At 45.5% G+C, this 19,679-nt stretch carries 13 protein-coding genes; 9 read left to right on the top strand and 4 right to left on the bottom strand.

The window, feature by feature from the left end; all coding sequences use genetic code 11:
* Nucleotides 1-57 precede the first annotated feature (57 nt).
* From QUB10_RS16985 to QUB10_RS16975, 3 genes are all read left to right on the top strand, one after another.
* Nucleotides 58-4,332 (top strand): PAS domain S-box protein, encoded by a 4,275-nt coding sequence (locus QUB10_RS16985; protein ID WP_333203855.1) that lies wholly within the window; start codon nt 58-60, stop codon nt 4,330-4,332.
* Between the two features lie 283 nt (nt 4,333-4,615).
* The gene (locus QUB10_RS16980) at nt 4,616-5,455 is read left to right on the top strand and encodes a DUF1361 domain-containing protein (RefSeq protein ID WP_333203853.1); all 840 of its coding nucleotides are present in this window, start codon (nt 4,616-4,618) and stop codon (nt 5,453-5,455) included.
* Nucleotides 5,456-5,676: 221 nt separating this feature from the next.
* Nucleotides 5,677-7,650: an ABC transporter ATP-binding protein/permease gene (locus QUB10_RS16975; protein ID WP_333203851.1), complete on the top strand. Its 1,974-nt coding sequence runs from the start codon at nt 5,677-5,679 to the stop codon at nt 7,648-7,650.
* Between the two features lie 199 nt (nt 7,651-7,849).
* Here the strand turns inward: QUB10_RS16975 and QUB10_RS16970 are convergent, their stop codons facing one another.
* Complete coding sequence (locus tag QUB10_RS16970) at nt 7,850-9,118, bottom strand: transposase (RefSeq protein WP_333203849.1); 1,269 nt, start codon at nt 9,116-9,118, stop codon at nt 7,850-7,852.
* Nucleotides 9,119-9,464: 346 nt separating this feature from the next.
* On the opposite strand from QUB10_RS16970, the gene QUB10_RS16965 reads away from it, so the two are divergent.
* Nucleotides 9,465-11,087 (top strand): NB-ARC domain-containing protein, encoded by a 1,623-nt coding sequence (locus QUB10_RS16965; protein WP_333203847.1) that lies wholly within the window; start codon nt 9,465-9,467, stop codon nt 11,085-11,087.
* A 67-nt stretch (nt 11,088-11,154) separates the two neighbouring features.
* Here the strand turns inward: QUB10_RS16965 and QUB10_RS16960 are convergent, their stop codons facing one another.
* The 3 genes from QUB10_RS16960 to QUB10_RS16950 all read right to left on the bottom strand — a co-directional run bounded on the left by QUB10_RS16960 (nt 11,155) and on the right by QUB10_RS16950 (nt 15,108).
* Nucleotides 11,155-12,885 carry an NAD(P)H-quinone oxidoreductase subunit 4 gene (locus QUB10_RS16960; RefSeq protein WP_333203845.1) on the bottom strand — a complete coding sequence of 577 codons (1,731 nt, stop codon included), beginning with the start codon at nt 12,883-12,885 and terminating at the stop codon, nt 11,155-11,157.
* A gap of 291 nt (nt 12,886-13,176) precedes the next feature.
* A complete protein-coding gene (locus QUB10_RS16955) occupies nt 13,177-13,998 on the bottom strand; it encodes a Uma2 family endonuclease (RefSeq protein ID WP_333203843.1) in 822 nt (273 codons plus the stop codon).
* 186 nt (nt 13,999-14,184) lie between these two features.
* Nucleotides 14,185-15,108, bottom strand: coding sequence for an ADP-ribosylglycohydrolase family protein (locus QUB10_RS16950; protein ID WP_333203842.1), 924 nt, complete (start codon nt 15,106-15,108; stop codon nt 14,185-14,187).
* Nucleotides 15,109-15,404: 296 nt separating this feature from the next.
* On the opposite strand from QUB10_RS16950, the gene minC reads away from it, so the two are divergent.
* The 5 genes from minC to QUB10_RS16925 all read left to right on the top strand — a co-directional run bounded on the left by minC (nt 15,405) and on the right by QUB10_RS16925 (nt 19,668).
* On the top strand, nt 15,405-16,211 hold the full coding sequence (gene minC / locus QUB10_RS16945) for a septum site-determining protein MinC (protein ID WP_333203895.1): 807 nt from the start codon (nt 15,405-15,407) through the stop codon (nt 16,209-16,211).
* 248 nt (nt 16,212-16,459) lie between these two features.
* Entirely contained in the window at nt 16,460-17,266 is an 807-nt protein-coding gene (minD, locus tag QUB10_RS16940) for a septum site-determining protein MinD (RefSeq protein ID WP_006635273.1), read from the top strand.
* Between the two features lie 216 nt (nt 17,267-17,482).
* Entirely contained in the window at nt 17,483-17,854 is a 372-nt protein-coding gene (gene minE / locus QUB10_RS16935) for a cell division topological specificity factor MinE (protein ID WP_333157722.1), read from the top strand.
* A 623-nt stretch (nt 17,855-18,477) separates the two neighbouring features.
* Nucleotides 18,478-19,053, top strand: a complete 576-nt coding sequence (locus QUB10_RS16930; RefSeq protein ID WP_333203840.1) for a TerD family protein — start codon at nt 18,478-18,480, stop codon at nt 19,051-19,053.
* A gap of 12 nt (nt 19,054-19,065) precedes the next feature.
* On the top strand, nt 19,066-19,668 hold the full coding sequence (locus tag QUB10_RS16925) for a TerD family protein (RefSeq protein ID WP_333203838.1): 603 nt from the start codon (nt 19,066-19,068) through the stop codon (nt 19,666-19,668).
* Nucleotides 19,669-19,679 lie beyond the last annotated feature (11 nt).

Here is a 19,679-nt window from a genome sequence, read left to right as displayed (position 1 = left end):
AATCAAACTAAACTAAATCTATCTAAAGACGTAAAAAAATACCTTAACCCCCGGCAGATGGAATACTTTAAGGTTAAAAAATTCCAAATTTCACCGTATTTAGCAGCAATTTCGGCATCAATAGCAATTTTGATCGGAGTTGGCATTTTAGATCGATCGGAACAGCGGCGGTTTTTTCACTACAACCGCGCTACCACGCTCGCTCGCCTCAGTACAGTCCGTTCTAGGCTGGAAGGCTCTTTGAATTCCCGCCTGTTTTTGATGCGCGGTTTGGGGGCTTACATTTCCAACAACCCAAATATCACCGAAGGCGAGTTTACAGCGACGGCGAGAATTCTGGTGGCACAGCAACCGGGCATTCGCGCCATAACTTTAGTTAAAGGCACGACGGTCGCTTACATTTATCCGCGGGATGGAAATGAATCGGCGATCGGGGTTGACTTGACGGCGCTACCAGAACAGCGGGAAATGGTCAAAGAGGTCATCCGAACCAGAAAAACTTTGCTAGCCGGGCCCGTGAAATTATTGGAGGGGGACGAGACGTTCATAAGCAGATCGCCGATTTTTCTCACACCCTCCGGCGCCGAGCCTGAAACAGGAGTTTACTGGGGCTTGACAGGTCTGATCATCGACAAAAATTCCCTGATTGAGGAAGCAGGACTCAACGACTCCTCAGCGAAGCTGCAATACGCTCTGCGGGGCAAAGACGGTTCGGGAGCATCCGGGCCTGTGTTTTTCGGTGACGGGTCAATTTTTGAGCAGAATCCCGTGCTGCTGGAAGTGACTTTGCCCAACGGTTCCTGGCAGTTGGCAGCAATTCCGGCGGGAGGATGGCCTGCGAATTCGCCGTTTCGGGGATGGCTGCTTTTTGGAGGTGGCTTGCTGGCACTTTTGAGCGGGGCGGCGGTTTTTAACTGGGTGTACGGCCGTGCGAAACTGCGATCGAGCGAAGTTAAGTACCGGCTATTAGTTGAGAATGCTAACAGCATGATTGTGCAGTTAGACAGTGAAGGCAAGATTACTTTTTTTAACGAGTTTGCTGAAGCTTTTTTCGGGTATTCAGAAGCAGAAATCATGGGCAAAAGTGCGATCGGTACAATTATACCGAAAACAGATTTATTTGAAAGTGACCTCGCGACAAAGATTCGAGACTGTTTGGCACAGCCGGAAAAATACTTCCAAAACGAAAATGAAAACATCCGCAGCAATGGAGAAAGGGTGTGGATAGCGTGGACAAATAAACCTTTACTAGATGCGAAGGGAAATGTGGCAGGGCTGCTTTGTATCGGGACGGATATTAGCGATCGCAAACAAGCTGAAATCGCCCTGCAAGCTTCTGAATCGGAACTTCGAGCTTTGTTCGCTGCCATGAACGACGTAATTTTGGTGATTGATATTGAGGGACGCTACCTGAAAATTGCCCCGACAAATCCCGGACTTTTATACAAACCGTCGGCAGAACTTGTCGGCAAAAAAGTCAGCGAATTATTCGAGCCAGAAATTGCAGATTTTTGTCAGGAGCAAATTCGCACCGCCCTTGCTACAAATCAAACCTGTACTTTTGAATATAACCTGGAACTTGCCAGCGTACAAACGTGGTTTGCCGCGACCATTTCGCCAATGAAAGAAAACGCGGTTCTGTGGGTGGCCCGCGACATTACGGAGCGCAAGCAAGCTGAAAATTGGTTAACTGGTCAAAAACAAATTTTAGAAATGATTGCTAAGGGCGCTCCTCTTGGGGATACTTTAAATACTTTAGTTAAAATTATCGAGCAGCAATCTAGAGATGTCATCGGTTCGATATTGCTTCTAGCTCCAGATGGCGAACATTTACTGCACGGAGCAGCGCCCAGTTTGCCCGACAGTTACAATGCTGCTATTCATGGCAGAGACATCGGCCCGGATGTAGGCTCCTGCGGCACTGCTGCCTTTACCCGCCAACAAGTGATCGTTACAGATATTGCCAGCGATCCTTTGTGGGAAAATTATCGAGATTTAGCCTTGAGTTTTGGACTGAGAGCTTGCTTGTCTACTCCTATTTTTTCATCTCAGGGTAAAGTTTTGGGAACTTTTGGAATGTATTATTCCCAACCGTGCCACCCCCCAATTGTCGATATGCAATTGATAGAAGCGTCGATGAATTTAGCAGGAATTGCGATCGAACGCAACCAGGCAGAAGAAAGTCTCAAACAGCTCAATCAAGACCTAGAAAATAGAGTCAAACAGAGAACCGATCAATTGATGCAAACTGAAGAACGCTGGCAGTTAGCACTCAAAGGCAACAATGACGGCATTTGGGACTGGAACTTGCAAACCGGTGAACTTTTTGTTTCCGATCGCTTTAAGGAAATCACTGGTTACGAAGATAGTGACATTAGCGATTACAATAATACATGGAATACGAGTTTACATCCCGATGATTTAGTGAGTTCTCAGCAACTTCTTCAAGAACACTTGGAGAGAAAAACGCCGCATTACATCACCGAATACCGCTTGTGGTGCTACAACCGCGCTTACAAATGGATATTGAGTCGGGGACAAGCTTTGTGGGACGCATCTGGAAAAGCAGTCCGCATGGTAGGTTCAATTACTGACATTACGGAGCGCAAACAAGCTGAGGAAGCACTGCGGGAAAGTGAGGCAAGATTCCAAAAGCTGTCTGCTAATGTGCCGGGAATCATTTATCAATTTTTGTTGTGTCCCGATGGCTCTTTCAGTTTTCCTTACATAAGTGCTGGTTGCCGAGAACTTTTTGAGTTAGAACCCGAATATATTCTTAAAAATGCGGCTGTGCTAACAGATTTGGTTCATCCCGACGATCGCGAAAATTACGACGACTCTATTGCTATTTCTGCCCAAAATCTGCAACCTTGGCAGTGGGAAGGACGGCTGGTACTACCTTCAGGCAAAATTCGCTGGTTTCAGACAAATTCGCGTCCTGAAGCTAAGGAAAACGGCGATATTCTTTGGGACGGCATCACCGTTGATGTTACCGATCGCAAACAAGCTGAATTAGCATTGCAAGAAAGCCAGCAGTTTATTCAAAAAGTAGCCGATGCTACTCCCGGTATTTTGTATCTCTACGACTTGGAAGAACAGCGAAATATCTACACTAATACTTCACTGTTAGGGCTTTTGGGATATACCGTTGACGACATTACAGCGATGGATTCGTCACTCATGCCTCAGTTAATCTACCCCGAAGATTTGCCTAAAATTGTGGAACATCACGCGAGCTTTGCAGAAGTTGAAGATGGCGAAACTAGGGAAATTGAGTACCGGGTACAGGGAGCATACGGTCAATTGTTGTGGCTGCAAAGCCGGGATACTATTTTTAGTAGGAATGCGGAGGGTCATGCTAAGGTAATAATTGGAGTTTCCCAGGATATTACGACTCGCAAGCAAGCAGAGGAAGCACTGCGGCAAAGTGAGGAACGAGAAAGAGAAAAAGCTAGAGACTTAGAGTCAGCGCTGCGGTCATTGCGCTCTACTCAAACTCAACTCATTCAAACTGAAAAAATGTCTTCCTTGGGGCAATTAGTTGCCGGGATAGCTCACGAAATTAATAATCCCGTTAACTTCATTCACGCTAACATTGATTATCTCAACCAGTATACAAAACAGTTGCTAGATCTGGTGACTCTTTACGAAGATGAGTATCCCGAACCTAATTCAAAAATTGTCGATCGCATTCAAGAGATAGATTTGGATTTCATGGCTGAGGATTTAAGAAAAGTTATGGGTTCGATGCAGGTAGGAAGCGAGCGCATCCGGCAAATTGTATTGTCCCTCAGAAATTTTTCGCGACTGGACGAATCGGCAATGAAGCCAGTGGATATTCACGAGGGAATTGAGAGCACTTTGTTAATTTTGCAGCACCGCTTGAAGAGTCGGGACAGCCGCCCGGAAATTGAAGTAATTAAGGAGTTTGGGAAACTGCCGCTGGTGGAGTGCTATGCGAGCCAACTGAATCAGGTGTTTATGAATATTATTGCTAATGCAATTGATGCTATTGAAGAACAATATCAAAAGTTATCCGTTCGGGAAGCAGATACGAGTGGCCGGATTTCTATTTGCACTGGTGTAACGCCCCAGAACACTGTGATAGTGGAAATTTCGGACAATGGTACGGGCATTCCGCAGGGGATAGTGGATCGAATTTTTAACCCGTTTTTTACTACGAAAGCTGTGGGGAAGGGTACGGGGTTGGGAATGTCTATCGCGCACTCGATTGTGGTGGAAAAGCACAAGGGTAAGATTGAGTGCATTTCTTCCATAGGATGCGGAACAACTTTTAAGATTGAGATTCCGATCGACAAAGTGTATAAATAGTAGGGTGCGCCAGTTGATTTGAGATTTGAGATTTGAGATTTGAGATTTGAGATTTGAGATTTGAGATTGACTCCGCAGTGGTAGGGTGGGTCAGTCGATTTGAGATTTGAGATTTGAGATTTGAGATTGACTCCACAGTGGTAGGGTGCATCAGCAGTTCTTGATTTTCAGGCGCAGCGCCCCGAGCCAGAGGCTAACTCACCCTGCAAGTTAAGGACTAAAATAGACGGAAGCTGCGAATGAAGCGGTGCTGCATCAAACCTTTAATTGTATAAAAATTGACATGATGGGATTAATCCTGGAAGCCCTGCAAGCAATGGGACACAATGTCCGCTGGATGTCTTGGAATTTGTTTTTGGGTTTAGTACCGCTGGGCCTGAGTTTTTGGCTGTTCCGCAAACCTCGATCGCGCTGGCTGCTGTGGGGTACGGGCTTTCTCCTGGGCGCTACTTTTTTGTCCAGTACGCGCCCTGTTTTAGGCTATCTGAAGCATATTGTGCAAGATGTGGGCAAAACTTACGTTTTGGGGGCGATCGCGATTACGCTGGCACTGATGGCTGTAGACATCTGGGTACTGCGGCAGCGCGGAGTTCGCTCTCTCCGGTGGTGGGGCGGTTTTTTCTGGTTTATCGCATTTTTACCCAATGCGCCCTACGTTTTAACTGATATCATTCACCTGATCCGCCAGATTAAAGAGGGGAACTCGGTGTGGACTGTGACTCTGGCTTTGATCCCGCAGTATCTGGCGTTTATGCTAGCCGGGTTTGGGGCTTACGTGCTGTCGGTGATGAATTTGGGTTACTATTTGAAGCAACAGGGTTTGAGTAGATTTATCCTGGTAACGGAGATAACTATACACGCACTTTCGGCGATCGGCATTTATTTAGGGCGATTTATCCGCTTCAACACTTGGGACATTCTTACTAACCCCGATGCGCTGGTTAACAGTGTAATGAACGATTTGATAGGCAAGCGTCCGGTTTTAGTAATGGCTGTCACTTTTGTAGTAATTGCTGTTTTGTATTGGCTAATGAAACAAGTAATTTTAGGGATTAGCCAACGATTTTACCCCAGTAAATTGCAGTCGGACTTGGCCGGCGATAGCGCAACTTCTTCCAGCTAGAGAGATTTGAGATTTGAGATTAAAGAATTGATTCAACAGATGAATATAAGAGCTTGAACTAAGCTCCCAAATTTTTGGTCTCCACCACTTAACTCGGAAAACAAGTTTCCGTCTGTGGGTGAGACAAATTTTTTCGCGAAACTTCGACATAAATTACTGCTGCAGTTTGTCACAAGACTTGATATGTTAGAACAGTCAAAGTAGTTTTGTAAACAGCAAAGATGAATCGATTTGACCGTCAGTTGTGGCAGAGATTTATTGCGATCGCTCAACCTTACTTTTATCCTTTAGAGCCTGGGGGAGGCAGGGTATTTTTGGGATTAGTGGCGCTGTTGTTGATATTTCTCTTCGCTGCGATGTTTGTGCTCGTCAGCGCTGTATGTTTGGGTACTCAAGTTTTATTTCCCGAATTTGTCAATAGTATTGCAGCCGGCTTAGTTACTTTGTTGAAAGGAATTATTAATTCGCCCGCAATTGCGATCGTGGCTTTAATGTTAATTATTCCTTTCAGTGCTTTTGTCTGGTTCAAAGACAGATTGACTGCACACTGGCAGCCCTGGGCTTTATTGACTTTGCTGCTGTTTTTGTCGCTGTCAGTCAGCGGTATGAATGTAATAATTAGTTACGTCGGTAACTTTTTTAACACAGCACTAGCTAAGAAAGACCAGCTCAATTACTGGAAGTATCTGTTTGTGTATGCAGGGGTTTTTATAGTCGGCACTCCCATTGTGGTAATTTACCGGTATACCGAAGATAAATTGGGTATCTACTGGCGGGAGTGGATGACGAATAAGTTCCTCGATAAGTATTTTCAGAATCGGGCTTATTACGAAATAAATTTACACAAGGAAATCGACAATCCAGACCAGCGAATTTCCGAAGATGTCCGATCTTTTACCCGGACAAGTTTGTCATTTATGCTGCTCATCCTGGGTTCAATAGTTAATATTATATCTTTTACTGGTATCCTGTGGTCTATCTCAAAACAACTTTCGATTTTTCTGATTATCTATGCTATTGTGGGCACGACAGCTACTCTAGTTTTTGGTCAAAGATTAGTACCTCTGAATTTCGAGCAACTTAAAAAAGAAGCAAATTTTCGCTACGGACTGGTTCACATTCGCGACAACGCCGAATCTATTGCTTTTTATGGAGGCGAGGAGCAAGAATCATTTCAAATAAAGCAGCGATTTGTGGAAGTATTTCGCAATTTTAATTTGCTAATTGGTTGGCAGCGGAATTTGGATTATTTCACAACTGGATACGGATATGCTGTGGTGATTATTCCGGCTTTGTTTCTGGCTCCAACTTATTTTGCCGATCAAAGTGGTACAATCGAGTTTGGAGATATCACTCAAGCTGGTTTTGCTTTTAGTCAGGTTTTGCGCGCTTTTTCTGTGATTGTAACTCAGATTGAGCCGCTGAGTTCTTTTGCCGCTAGTATCAATCGTTTGACTGTATTTACAGATACTCTGGAAGCGGAAAAAGCGGTATCTCGTGCCGGAGGAACTGCTATAGATGTAGTAGTAGATTCTCAGTTGACACTGGAGCACGTTACTTTAGATACTCCGCAGCATCAAAAGACTTTAATTAGGGATTTGTCGGTAGCAGTGCAGCCCGGTGAAGGACTGTTAATTGTCGGGCAAAGCGGTGCTGGGAAGAGTTCTTTGCTGCGGGCAATTGCGGGTTTGTGGGATTCGGGAACTGGTCGTTTGGCGCGGCCGGAATTGGGGGAAATGCTGTTTTTGCCACAGCGTCCTTATATGATTTTGGGTAGTTTGCGATCGCAACTTTTGTATCCCAACAGCAGCAGCGAGGTTGATGAGGAAAAATTGCGCCGCGTTTTGGCATCAGTAAACTTAGCAGATTTGCCGGACAGATTGGGCGGTTTTGATGCGGATTTAGATTGGGGTGAGATTTTGTCGCTGGGAGAACAGCAACGTTTAGCTTTTGCTAGATTGTTATTGACGGAACCGAGATACGCTATTTTGGATGAGGCGACAAGTGCTTTGGATTTGAAGAACGAGCAACATTTATACGAGCAGTTGCAAGCCACTAAAACTACGTTTGTGAGTGTCGGCCACCGATTGAGCTTAGTGAAATATCACCAGCAGGTTTTGGAACTTCTGGGCGAGGGGAGTTGGCGGCTGCTTTCGGCCCAAGAATACCGCGCTAGTGCGACAAATTTTGGCTGATACAGCGCTGCTTTCCAAAATTGTGAATTTACGCGCTTGTTGGTTGACGGTGGGTTGTGGGGCGGTTGGATATTTATGGTTTGGTGCTATAAATTAATCGCCGCGCCTCCACTCTACAATAGGTTTTACGGGTAGGGAAATAGCAACAATTAATGCAGATTAACTCCCCGTTTCTCATAGCTGGTAAAAGTATAGTCATTTATTGCATGACATGGGAGGCTTCAAGTCCCTCCCCCTTCCCTTTCACTTTGAGCGGATCGACCCGCCTCGGCTGAACTACGCAGCTCCCTATCCCATTGCTGAACGCATTTGGGATTGCTTTTCTGAGAATGTTATACGCTGCATTCACGTCAGAATTAATTAACCGACCAGTCGATGTTTTGTACAAACCTCGCTTGATTCGTTTACCAGTAAACACAGGCTCTTTTTCTGTTTTCCCGTAGACAGGGATTGAATCTAAACCCAAAAAATTTGCGCGAGATGTGTAAGATTCTTCCTGTACAATTACATCGATTCCTACCAACCGAGCTTTGTATTCCAACATCTCAATTAATCGAGAGTGAGGAATACTAACAAATTTTTGGTTGGTTTGCTTCCCTAAATCTATTTCTGTTTTCCACTGCGCGTTCTTGCCAATTACTAGCGTCCCAATCTGCTTGGTGAGCAAAAGGTTAATAATTAGACGGCTAGCATGATGTAAGTAATTGTCTACTTTCTGATTGCGACAGCGAGTTAAGCGCTGAATTCGGGGTGATATTTTGCGGTTCCCTTTTAACTGGGATTGTAATCGTGATTTTCGCTTGTTGTAGAACTGGTTGAGCGATTTCAATGGTCGCCCGTTAATCAACAAAGGGAGAAATCCCGGTTGATTTGAAGTTAACGCCACTAAATTATCCAGTCCTAAATCCATACTAGCTACAAAATTAGCGTTGCCAAGGGTGGACTCCGGTTCATCATAAATTACCTCAATTACATAGGAATCACATTTCGGAACCAGCCTAATTTGGCAAACCTGGTCGGGATTGACTTGGGTTTTAATTAAAAGTTCTGTACCCGAAAGTTTAATGATTCCTTTCTTCAACTGTTTGCTGCTAATTGCTTGAATCGTGTAGATGAGAAGGTTGCGCCCTTTGACCTTATCTTTGTACTTTGGTAGTTTTGGGCGACCTGTGAATTTGGAATGATCGACTTTGTAAGCTTTAACAGCCTCAAAAAACGATTTCCAGTTCTTGTCTAAAACCATTAAGATTTGCTGACTTACTTTGGCAGGCAAAGCCTTGTAGGCTTCATGAGACTTCATCAAGCGGTTCGTTTCGTTGTAATTAACATAGCCCCACCCATAAATAAAACTCTGACGAATAACGTAATTGGCGGCATTGTAGAGGTTTTTGGACTTGAAAGCTAGTTCGTCAATTTGGGCGAAACGATGTTCCGTGGATTTAATGATGTGCCTCTCTGTTAACTGCATTTGAGATTTCCGTTTTTCAGGCTGTGCGTATTCCTTATTCAACACTTACAACATAATACCATTATTGTTTATAATTGCTTATAAACTCAATGAAGTTTTACAATACCATTTTAGATTAAAGGATTAAAGAATTGGGAATGACTGATTGTGTATTGGTTTGGATCACGGGCCGAGAGTAGCAATTTTTTAAACTGGTATCACAATCGATAATTGGGTATAAATATCTAAAACTGCCCAAACAACAAAAAGCAAGCTGAACGTTGACTGATTCGATTCAATTGCTCGCCTGCGAGAACTCACACAATATAATAGAAGATAGATTTTTAGTATAGACGAGATTCCTACCTTGACTACTCCGATTCCTCAAAACTTTGTGCAAACGATCGCCAAACAGCGCGGTGTCACAGATGCCGAGTTAGAAACTGTGTTTATGGCTCTCGACGGTCAATCTACAGCGACGATCGCCACAAAGCTTGGCATTAGCGACATCGCCGTTCGCAAAAGACTCGGCGAAGTTTACAAAAAGTTTCAGATCGGGGGGAACGGCCCTGGAAAGCTTTCGGAATTGAGGCATCAGTTGCTGTTTTCATACCACATCGATCAGGGAACGAGCGATTTTAGTCGAGGTAAAGGCTCCCTATTGAAGATGGCGCTCGGACACCGACAGGAAGATTGGGGCCAAGCACCGGATGTTTCGGTTTTTTACGGACGGACTGAAGAATTAACTACTTTAAAGCAGTGGATTGTATCAGATAATTGTCGCCTGGTAGCGCTGCTGGGTTTGGCTGGTAGCGGCAAAACAACTCTGTCGGTGCAGTTGGCAAAACAGGTACAGAATGAGTTTGATTTTGTGATTTGGCGATCGCTGCGATCGACACCCGCACCATCCGACTTCCTAGGAAGCTTAATTCAACTTTTTTCTAACCCACAAAAACCCGATGTGCCCATCGATCTCAACAGCAAAATTTCGCGCTTGGTCGAGTATCTGCGGAAACACCGCTGTCTGATAATTTTAGATGATTTTGAAGCGGTTCTCAGACCCGAAGAATTAGCGGGACACTACCGCGAAGGCTACGAAGGATATCAAGATTTAATTGTGCGGCTCTGTGAGGTCAATCACAATAGCTGTTTACTGCTAGTTAGTTCGGAAGAGCCTACGGAACTGGCTTTGCTGGCTGGAGAAAAAGTGCGGTCTTTAAAACCTGCTATTTCCGAGGAAATAGCGCGGGAAATTTTCCAAGAAAAAGGTTTGTCGCCTCAAGAGCAAGAGTTGGAAATCTTGTTATCCCGGTACGGGGGCAATCTGTTAGCATTAAAGATTGTAGCGACAACAATTAACGAGTTTTTTGAGGGGAATGTTTTAAAGCTTTTGGAAGCTACGGCTTTATTTATTGAAGAACATATCAGCAATTTGCTCGCGCAGCAGTTCGATCGAATGTCGAGTTCTGAACAAGAAATTGCCTACTGGATTGCTATTGCTCAAAGCCCGATTTCCCTGGCGACTTTGCGAGAGCAGATGTTGGTCAATTCATCGCTTTCAGATTTGCTGAAAAATCTCGATTCTCTGGGTCGTCGCTCACTGATTGACAAAATTAGTGAGGGCGGGGAAACTGTTTTTATGCTTCAGCCTTTGATCGTGCAATATGTGACCGACAGATTAGTCGATCAGATTAGAGCGGAGGTTTTGGAGACGGTTAAGACCCAAGGAATAGAAAGAATGAGGCTGTTGAAAACTCACAAATTGAGCATCAACATTGCTAAACGGAAAGGGGATAAAGGCGAACCAAGTAGCTCTATTTTAGCATTAGTAAAAAATCGGTTGCAAGTGTTGTTTTTGAAGACGACAGGCTTTGAAGAACCGCTAAAGATATTGAAGAAAGTTGCCTCTGATCTCGATGATAAATCGATTCTTGAGGTGGGATATGCTAGGGAGAATCTGGCGCAGATTATTTCAGAAATTCAGCGCTAAGAAAAAAGCGATCGCCCTTTGACAAAAGCGATCGCCCAATTTTCAACAAAAACAGAATTCGGTAAAATTATTTGACAATGCCAAAAACCGATGCAGATTCAGACCCTGTAATTTTGTCCAAAGCAGGCGATTTCTGAGCTTGGGCAATTTTGGGAACCAAAAGTTGATTCGCATAAATCCGAGGATTTTGTTGAGCAATTTGGATGTAAGATTGCCTGACTTCTGCGTTGACTGCGACAGTCTTGGCATCGTATACTTGCATCGCCATGTTGGGATAAAAACCAATGCCGACAATCGGTATCAAAAAGCAAAATGCGATCGCCACTTCCCGAGGTTTAGCATCAATAAACGCTGCATCACCCGGCAAAACGCAACTATTACCAAAACAAACCGCTTCATCCAGATTGTTTCTCTGATTCTGCAAATTTAGATCCTCAAGGTCGCAAGCCGCTAGGGTTCCACAGTTGTAAAATAACTGTCGCAGCATCGAGAGCAAATAAATCGGCGTCAAAATCAGTCCTACTGCCGCCAGGAACACTGTCACCGCGCGGAAAGAAGCGCTGTACATATCGCTAGTTGCGACGCCCACAAACACGGACAATTCGCTAGCAAAACCGCTCATTCCCGGGAGTGCCAAAGATGCCATAGCGCCTGCGGTAAACAAAGCAAACACTTTCGGCATGACTTTCCCAATCTCGCCCATCTCGTCCATGATCATTGTATGGGTGCGATCGTAAGTAACGCCAGCCAGGAAAAACAATACTGAGGCGATTAAACCGTGGGAAATCATTTGCAACAGCGCCCCGTTGATTCCCAAATCCGTGAAGGAGGCAATACCCAACAACACGAATCCCATGTGAGAAATCGACGAATTGGCTAAGCGACGCTTCATGTTCGATTGGCCGAAGGAATTCAGCGCGCCGTAGATAATATTTACTACGCCGAGCACCGCCATAATCGGTGCAAAGTAAACGTGTGCTTGGGGAAGAAGTTCCAAATTCAGCCGAATCAGTCCGTATCCGCCCATTTTCAGCAATACGCCGGCCAGAATCATCGACACGGGAGAAGATGCTTCACCGTGGGCATCAGGTAGCCAAGTGTGGAAGGGGAAAATCGCCAGTTTCACACCGAAAGCAATGAACAATCCCGCATAAAGCAGTAATTCTAAACCCAGTGGGTAGTCCTTCAAGCCTAGTTCTACCATGTCGAAGGTGGGGGTGCCTCCGCCGTAGAATGCCATTGCTAAGGCAGCTATCAAAATAAAGATGGAAGCGCCTGCGGTGTAAATCAAGAATTTGGTAGCTGCATAGCGACGGTTTTGTCCGCCCCAAATCGAGATTAGGAGGTACACCGGAATTAGTTCTAGTTCCCAGACAATGAACAGCAGCATGATGTCTTGGGCGACGAACACTCCTATTTGTGCGGAGTACATCACCAGCATTAGGAAGTAAAACAGTCGTGGCTTGCGATCGACTTCCCAGGCTGCAAAGATTGATAGCGTCGTCACCAATCCCGCCAACAGTACCAACGGAACAGACAGTCCGTCAACGGAAACAGACCAGTTGAGGCCTAAAGAAGGTATCCAGGGATATTGCTCGACGATTTGGAAAGTAGAGATGCTGGGATCGTAATGAGTCCAAAACACCCAGCACATTAATACAAAATCTGCAATACCTACGCCTAGGGCATACCAGCGCACGGTTTTGCCGTCTGTATCGGGCAGAAAAGGGATGGCGAGGGAAGCTACCAGGGGTAGGATGACAATTGCGGTCAGCCAAGGAAATTGATCCGCTATCATAGTGAGAATAAATACTTAGTTGGAAGTTACCAAAATTATAATACTAAATTTAATTAAAACTTAAGATTTATTCATAAATATTTTTTATATCCCGATAAACGCGCATGAAAATATCACGAATTGCTACACACGTCAAGGGTTCTTCGATTTGTGATTTTCGATTCAGGACTTACGAACAACAAAATATAGCGTTTTGTAGGGGCAATCTGCCTGTGGTTGCGCCTATTCTGGTAGATAGTTGGGTAAGTCCTGTGTATTCAGGGCGATCGTAAATTAGCTTTCAATCAACGTTCAATCTGGATCAACTCCCAATTCGCGCAACTTAGCCGCCAATCGTTCAGCCCTTTGCCTTTCTTGGTCAGCCCTTTGGCTTTCCTGCTCAGCCCTTTGCCTTTCTTGGTCAGCCCTTTGGCTTTCCTGCTCAGCCCTTTGGCTTTCTTGCTCAGCCCTTTGCCTTTCTTGCTCAGCTTGTTCTGAACTCCACAGCAACAAATTACCTACATCATCCCACCAGCGCAGCCAGTTCATGGTTTGTCCCAACCTTTCCCCCGACCAAATCCCCAGATATAGTTCCAGTTGTGGAATCCACACCCGCCCCTGCTCATTGGCTGAATGTAAAACATACCGCCCATCTTGCAAATAGCGCACTTCTAAAATACCTTCGTAGGGGTCATAAGTGACATAAGTAGGTATTTGAAGAATCTGTTCGTAAAAGTGGAGTTTACCATAGGGCGGAGTTGCTCTGACCGATAGTTCTCCTCCCTCTGCTTCCGAGAGAAACTCCATCACGATCGCCACATTAGCACCATCAGTGTGAGGAGTATAACTACGGCGAATTACCCCATCTGCTAGAGGATGCACTTGCGGCACATAAAACCAGTCTGGAGCTTTGACAACAATCTTTTTATTGACTGTGGCGACTAGCCCCAAATTAGAGGCAATCAGCGTTTCTGGCTGGATACATCCTGCGGCTCCCAGTGCATCGGTGAGACCAGCGGCGAGAGAAGGTTGTTGAATATTTTCCACAGGATCGTCGGGTAATACGAAGTTAGCTGGTAGGGGTTCCCAGGTGACGGTTGGTTTGGCTTTGATAGACGGGGCTTCGAGTACCATTGTATTAACCTTCAACCAGAAATCTTTGTGTAAATTTGTCTATTTTAACTCAAGTTGCTAGTTTCTGAATGGGATGGGGCGGGTTTATCTGATTTGTCGGTGGGTGTCATATATTTCGGTGAACCCGCCCCTACAATTATTTATGTTATGCCTGGGAATTGTCACCCTTGATTTAAAACATCGATTTTAACTAGATAAAGAGAAAAGCCGATCGCCAAAAGATGCAATTAAAGTGCGATCGACTAATTGCGAGATCCATTTTTGCGGTATACCAGATTCTCCGTAAAAAGCCCCAGCCAACTGTCCGTAAACCGCACCAGTTGTATCCGCGTCGTCGCCCAAATTCACAGCCAACAAACAGCCTTCCGCAAAAGAAGAACTGTTGTAAAAAGCCCAAAGTGCCGCCTCCAAAGACTTGACAACATAACCCGTACCTTTAATTTCAGGAGGTTGTCGCAATTTAAAAGAACCCGCCGCAATCTCATCAATCTCCGCCACCAGCGGATTTGCTGCCCAATAGCCACCAATCGGACAATATCTTTCCGAAAGCAACACATCTTTAGCAACCCCATTCACAGCCCCCGCAATTAAATTACCAAAATAGCGGCAAGCATCCACACAAGTAGCAGCAGCGTGAGTAGTTCTCGAACTTTCTCCAGATTTATCTATGACTTCCAAAGGATTTTTCGCATAAAACAAAGGCACCGGAGCCAAACGCATAATCGAACCATTTCCAGCAGTCTGAGCATCGGTAAAACCGCAATAAGGTTTTCTTGTATCTTCAAACTTCCAAAGTGCTTGTTGCACCGTATTGCCAATATCAAAACATTCACCCGTACTGCTCAAATGTCCGTCTCGCCACCACCGCACATAAGTTTCTAACTGATGGACAGGATCGAAACCTTGCTTCTCAATCAAACTTTGGGCCAAACAAAGCGCCATCGAAGTATCGTCCGTCCACTCGCCCGGTTCTAGTCGAAACGGGCCGCCGCCAACCATATCGTTAATAGGCGCAAACGTTCCGGGGCGACAGAACTCTAAAGTTGTACCCAAAGCATCACCAACTGCCAAACCCAGAAGACTACCGCGATAACGTTCTATTTGCTGCATATAGTAATGGCGAATGGGGAATTGGTTATGGCGAATGGGGAATTGGTAATCAGTAATTCAAGATTTATACACCGATCGAAGAAACCGGGTTTTTTACCGAATCTGCGGGTTGCAACGAAGTATTTTTGTAAAAAAAACCCGGTTTCTAGACCCCCAGGCGTAAGTCCTATAATTGTCTAAAGTGCGCGCGGAGTGCCCTGCTAATGACTAATGACTAATGACTAATGACTAATGACTAATGACCACTCAGGCTAATATTGATGTTAACCTGTCCCTACCTGAACTCAGACCTGTCCATGACACCCGATGCCACCGCCGGAGCTACTTCCGCCCCTGCCACTCAATCAACACCCGAAGTCAGCTTGGAGCTGCAAGTCCGACTCAAAACCGAAGATGGACAGCTACTGTTGCTACTCCCCCCAGAAACCAATAGTGAACCCGCAACAGCTTCCGCCTCGACTTGGACTGAACTTTGGCAGCAGCTAAAAGTCAGGCTGAATGCGGGAGAACGCTTTTGGCAGCCAAACGCAGAAGTACAATTGATGGGGAACGATCGACTTTTAGATATCCGCCAACTACAAGAAATCGCCGATGCCCTCTCCGAAGTGGAACTGCAACTCAAACGAGTCCACACCAGTCGCCGCCAAACCGCCGTTGCCGCAGCTACAGCAGGCTATTGTGTAGAACAGCAGCCTCCGGTTTCTTCCCTGAATAAAGCCGCCGCTGAAAAACCGCAATCGCTGGCGGAACCTTTATATTTGCAGATGACAGTGCGATCGGGCGTAGAAATTCGCCATCCGGGCACCGTCGTACTTTTGGGAGACGTAAATCCCGGCGGCTCAGTTATCGCCGGAGGCGATATCCTAGTTTGGGGCCGTTTGCGGGGAGTCGTGCACGCCGGTGCCGGTGGCAACACCAAAAGCGTGATTATGACCTTGCAGATGGAACCGATGGTGATTAGGATTGCTAAGTATGTTGCCAGAGGCCCAGAAACCTCACCCGCTCAGTTTTTCCCGGAAGTCGCCTATGTGACGCCTCAAGGGATTCGGATCGGTAGAGCCTCTGATTTTGACAAATCGCAGTTAGTCGGGGGTAATGGTTAGTTGACAGTTGACAGTTGACAGTTGACAGTTGACAGTTGGCAGTTGACAGTTGACAGTTGACAGTTGGCAGTTGACAGTTGACAGTTGGCAGTTGACAGTTGACAGTTGACAGTTGACAGTTGTTAGTTGTTAGTTGGCATTTGTTAGTTGTTACCAATTAGCAATTACCAATTACCAATTACCAATTACCAATTCCCAATTACCAATTACCAATTACCAATTAGCAATAACTAATCTAAAAATCGCTTATGGCTCGCATTATTGTTGTTACATCAGGGAAAGGCGGGGTAGGAAAAACCACCTCCACAGCCAATCTCGGCATGGCTTTAGCTAAGCGGGGACGCAACGTTGCCGTAATTGATGCGGATTTCGGTCTCAGAAATTTAGACTTGCTGCTGGGCTTAGAAAATAGAATTGTTTACACGGCATTAGAAGTTCTCGCTGGAGAGTGCCGATTAGAGCAAGCTTTGGTGAAAGACAAGCGGCAGCCGCGCTTGGTGCTGTTGCCGGCGGCCCAAACTCGGATGAAAGATGCCATCAGCGCTGAGCAAATGAAGCAGCTTGTGGGGATGTTGGGAGCAAAGTACGACTATATTTTGATCGACTCTCCTGCTGGAATTGAACAAGGTTTTCAAAATGCGATCGCCCCGGCTCAAGAAGGGATAATTGTCACAACTCCCGAAATCGCTGCTGTCCGAGATGCCGATCGAGTCATCGGGCTGCTGGAAGCCAACAACGTCAAGAAAATCAACCTGATCGTCAACCGGATCAGACCCGCAATGGTGCTGGCAAATGATATGATGTCGGTGCAAGACGTGCGGGAAATCCTCGCGATTCCGCTGTTAGGCGTGGTTCCCGACGACGAGCGCGTCATCGTTTCCACCAACCGAGGCGAACCATTAGTATTGTCGGAAACGGCCTCTTTAGCTGGAACTGCCTTCGACAATATTGCCCGCCGCTTAGAAGGCGAAAAAGTTGATTTTCTAGATCTCAATCCCCGTCGGGAAAACTTCTTTACTCGCCTCCGCAAGTTCTTAAATACTAAAATTATGTGATGTGCTCATTGGCGATCGATCTTTAACAGCAGCGACCGCATCACAAAAACTACCCCAAAATTTCCCCCACTCACACCAGTTCCCAAAAAGAATGAAACTGTAGACCAGCTCCCAACCTGACGGGAATCACTTATTCCCCCATCGAAAATCGAAACTCGAAAATCGAAAATGGTATGACGTTTTCTATGCCTAACCCTTGACAAACCAGCCCGACCCATGATACACACACTTCTCGAACGACTTTTCCCGCGCACCCCTGACAACAGCCGCGACGAGGTAAAACGGCGCCTCAAACTGGTTCTAGCCCACGACCGCTCAGAACTCAGCCCAGAAATGGTTGAGTCGATGCGCCGAGAAATTCTAGAGGTGGTGTCTCGCTACGTGGAAATCGATACCACCGGGTCTGAGTTCTCGCTGGAGAGCGACCAGCGGGCCACAGCACTAATTGCAAATCTTCCGATCCGGCGAGTCAGACTAGAACATCCACCGGAGAATTTGCCCAAGAATTTGCCCCCGAATCGGCCAGAGAATCGACCAGAATATGTACCGGAGTATGTAGTCGAAATTCTCCCCGAAACAAGAGAGTGATAGGGATTGAGATTTTATTGTCAGGCAAAGAGTTCGATTCGAGCCGATCGGCATTTAAATTAAAGTATAGCAACCGCTTTCGTCGGTTAGAAAATCGACTACAATTAGTCGCCAGTTTTGCAGAGCGATCGCGCCGACTTTGGGGCCCAAACTGTACATTTATACCTTTTTGATCAGGTCATTCCAGCGATCGAGTTAAATGGCATGAAGAAAATCGAAGTTGCTCAAGCGTTGGGAATCCGTCGCAACACCATCGACGCCACAAGTCGATGGTATTGCAACGCAGGAGACTTCCCAGCGGAGGGCCTTGTGGAAACGGCCTGGTAATGGTCACTGGCATCACAAAACAGGGCGAAGTTCCGAGAGTTTGTCAAAATACACAAGCACAATAACCCAAGCTGAGATTACACAACTGTGGGAGGCAGGGCATGATTGCTTTGTACTCATACAAAAAAAATAATTAAGAGTTGTAACCCCTATTGACATCGGCACAGTTAGCTAATATTCTTATTATTTAAGATTTAAAATTCTTTAACTATTTCCAGCAAAAACTTAATAAAGTTTTCCAGTCCGCGCCTCCCTCCATAACCACTTCTAATTCTAATAAAGAGGAAGATTGAATCATGGCAGTATCTCTGACAAAAGGACAACGGGTATCGCTTGAAAAAATTTCACCCGGTCTCTCAGAAGTATTCGTAGGACTGGGATGGGACGTTAAAGCTACAGACACGGGTTCTGACTTTGACCTAGACTCATCATTGTTCCTCTTAGGTGCTAACGAAAAATTAATTTCTGATAACCACTTCATTTTTTATAACAATCTCACAAGTCCAGATCCCGACAAATCAGTGCAGCACCTGGGAGATAATCTCACGGGGGCGGGCGAGGGGGATGATGAAGTTATCAAAATCAACCTCAAAAAAGTGCCTAATGATGTCCAAAAAATTCTTGTAACTGTAACCATCCATGAAGCACAGCAACGCCGTCAAAATTTTGGTCAGGTGCAAAATGCCTTCGTGCGGATCGTTAATGCCCAAACACAACAGGAAGCTGTTCGCTATGACCTTGTAGAAGATTATTCCATAGAGACGGCACTGATCATGGCTGAACTTTACCGGAAAGACGGTGAGTGGCGTCTCAATGCAGTGGGAGCCGGCTATCAAGGTGGTTTACAAGCATTACTCGATCGCTATAGCTAAAAGGTAAAATACATGGGAATTAACCTACAAAAAGGACAGCGCATCTCGCTTTCCAAAGAAGCGCCAGGGCTAACAAAACTGATCTGCGGATTAGGCTGGGATGTGGCGAAACGCTCAGGTGGGGGTTTGTTTGGGGCTTTTAGCAGTGCTCCCGATTATGACTTGGATGCCTCAGTGATTTGTTTAGATCGAAATGACAAAGTGAATGATATGACCAATATCGTTTATTTTGGCAATCTCTCCCACCGTTCAGGAGCTATTACGCATCTAGGTGATAATCTGACTGGAGCGGGAGAGGGAGATGACGAGCAAATTCTCGTCGATTTATCTCGAATTCCCTCGCAAATTGTCAAACTGGTATTTACAGTTAACATTTACGATTGCATTGCACGCAAGCAAGACTTCGGACAAGTTCAAAATGCGTTTGTGCGTTTGGTTAATACGTCCAATAATCAAGAGCTCGCCAAATATAACCTATCAGGTTCTGAATACAAAGGCATGACGGGGATGCTGATGGCAGAAATTTACAAGCATAATAATGAGTGGAAAATGGCAGCCATCGGTAACGGTGTTAAGGTTAATGGGTTACAGGAACTTGTGAAAACCTATGCTTAACAACTCCTTCG

The sequence above is a fragment of the Microcoleus sp. B5-D4 genome (genome assembly GCF_036705145.1).
Lineage (GTDB): Bacteria > Cyanobacteriota > Cyanobacteriia > Cyanobacteriales > Microcoleaceae > Microcoleus.
This window is presented reverse-complemented; position numbering and strand designations above follow the sequence as displayed.

What these genes read in the sequence shown, in the direction of transcription:
- minC (WP_333203895.1), top strand. Translation starts at nt 15,405, where the DNA reads ATGACACCCGATGCCACCGCCGGAGCTACTTCCGCCCCTGCCACTCAA.
- QUB10_RS16975 (WP_333203851.1), top strand. Translation starts at nt 5,677, where the DNA reads ATGAATCGATTTGACCGTCAGTTGTGGCAGAGATTTATTGCGATCGCT.
- QUB10_RS16985 (WP_333203855.1), top strand. Translation starts at nt 58, where the DNA reads ATGGAATACTTTAAGGTTAAAAAATTCCAAATTTCACCGTATTTAGCA.
- QUB10_RS16925 (WP_333203838.1), top strand. Translation starts at nt 19,066, where the DNA reads ATGGGAATTAACCTACAAAAAGGACAGCGCATCTCGCTTTCCAAAGAA.
- QUB10_RS16950 (WP_333203842.1), bottom strand. Translation starts at nt 15,108, where the DNA reads ATGCAGCAAATAGAACGTTATCGCGGTAGTCTTCTGGGTTTGGCAGTT.
- minD (WP_006635273.1), top strand. Translation starts at nt 16,460, where the DNA reads ATGGCTCGCATTATTGTTGTTACATCAGGGAAAGGCGGGGTAGGAAAA.
- QUB10_RS16955 (WP_333203843.1), bottom strand. Translation starts at nt 13,998, where the DNA reads ATGGTACTCGAAGCCCCGTCTATCAAAGCCAAACCAACCGTCACCTGG.
- QUB10_RS16980 (WP_333203853.1), top strand. Translation starts at nt 4,616, where the DNA reads ATGATGGGATTAATCCTGGAAGCCCTGCAAGCAATGGGACACAATGTC.
- minE (WP_333157722.1), top strand. Translation starts at nt 17,483, where the DNA reads ATGATACACACACTTCTCGAACGACTTTTCCCGCGCACCCCTGACAAC.
- QUB10_RS16970 (WP_333203849.1), bottom strand. Translation starts at nt 9,118, where the DNA reads ATGCAGTTAACAGAGAGGCACATCATTAAATCCACGGAACATCGTTTC.
- QUB10_RS16930 (WP_333203840.1), top strand. Translation starts at nt 18,478, where the DNA reads ATGGCAGTATCTCTGACAAAAGGACAACGGGTATCGCTTGAAAAAATT.
- QUB10_RS16960 (WP_333203845.1), bottom strand. Translation starts at nt 12,885, where the DNA reads ATGATAGCGGATCAATTTCCTTGGCTGACCGCAATTGTCATCCTACCC.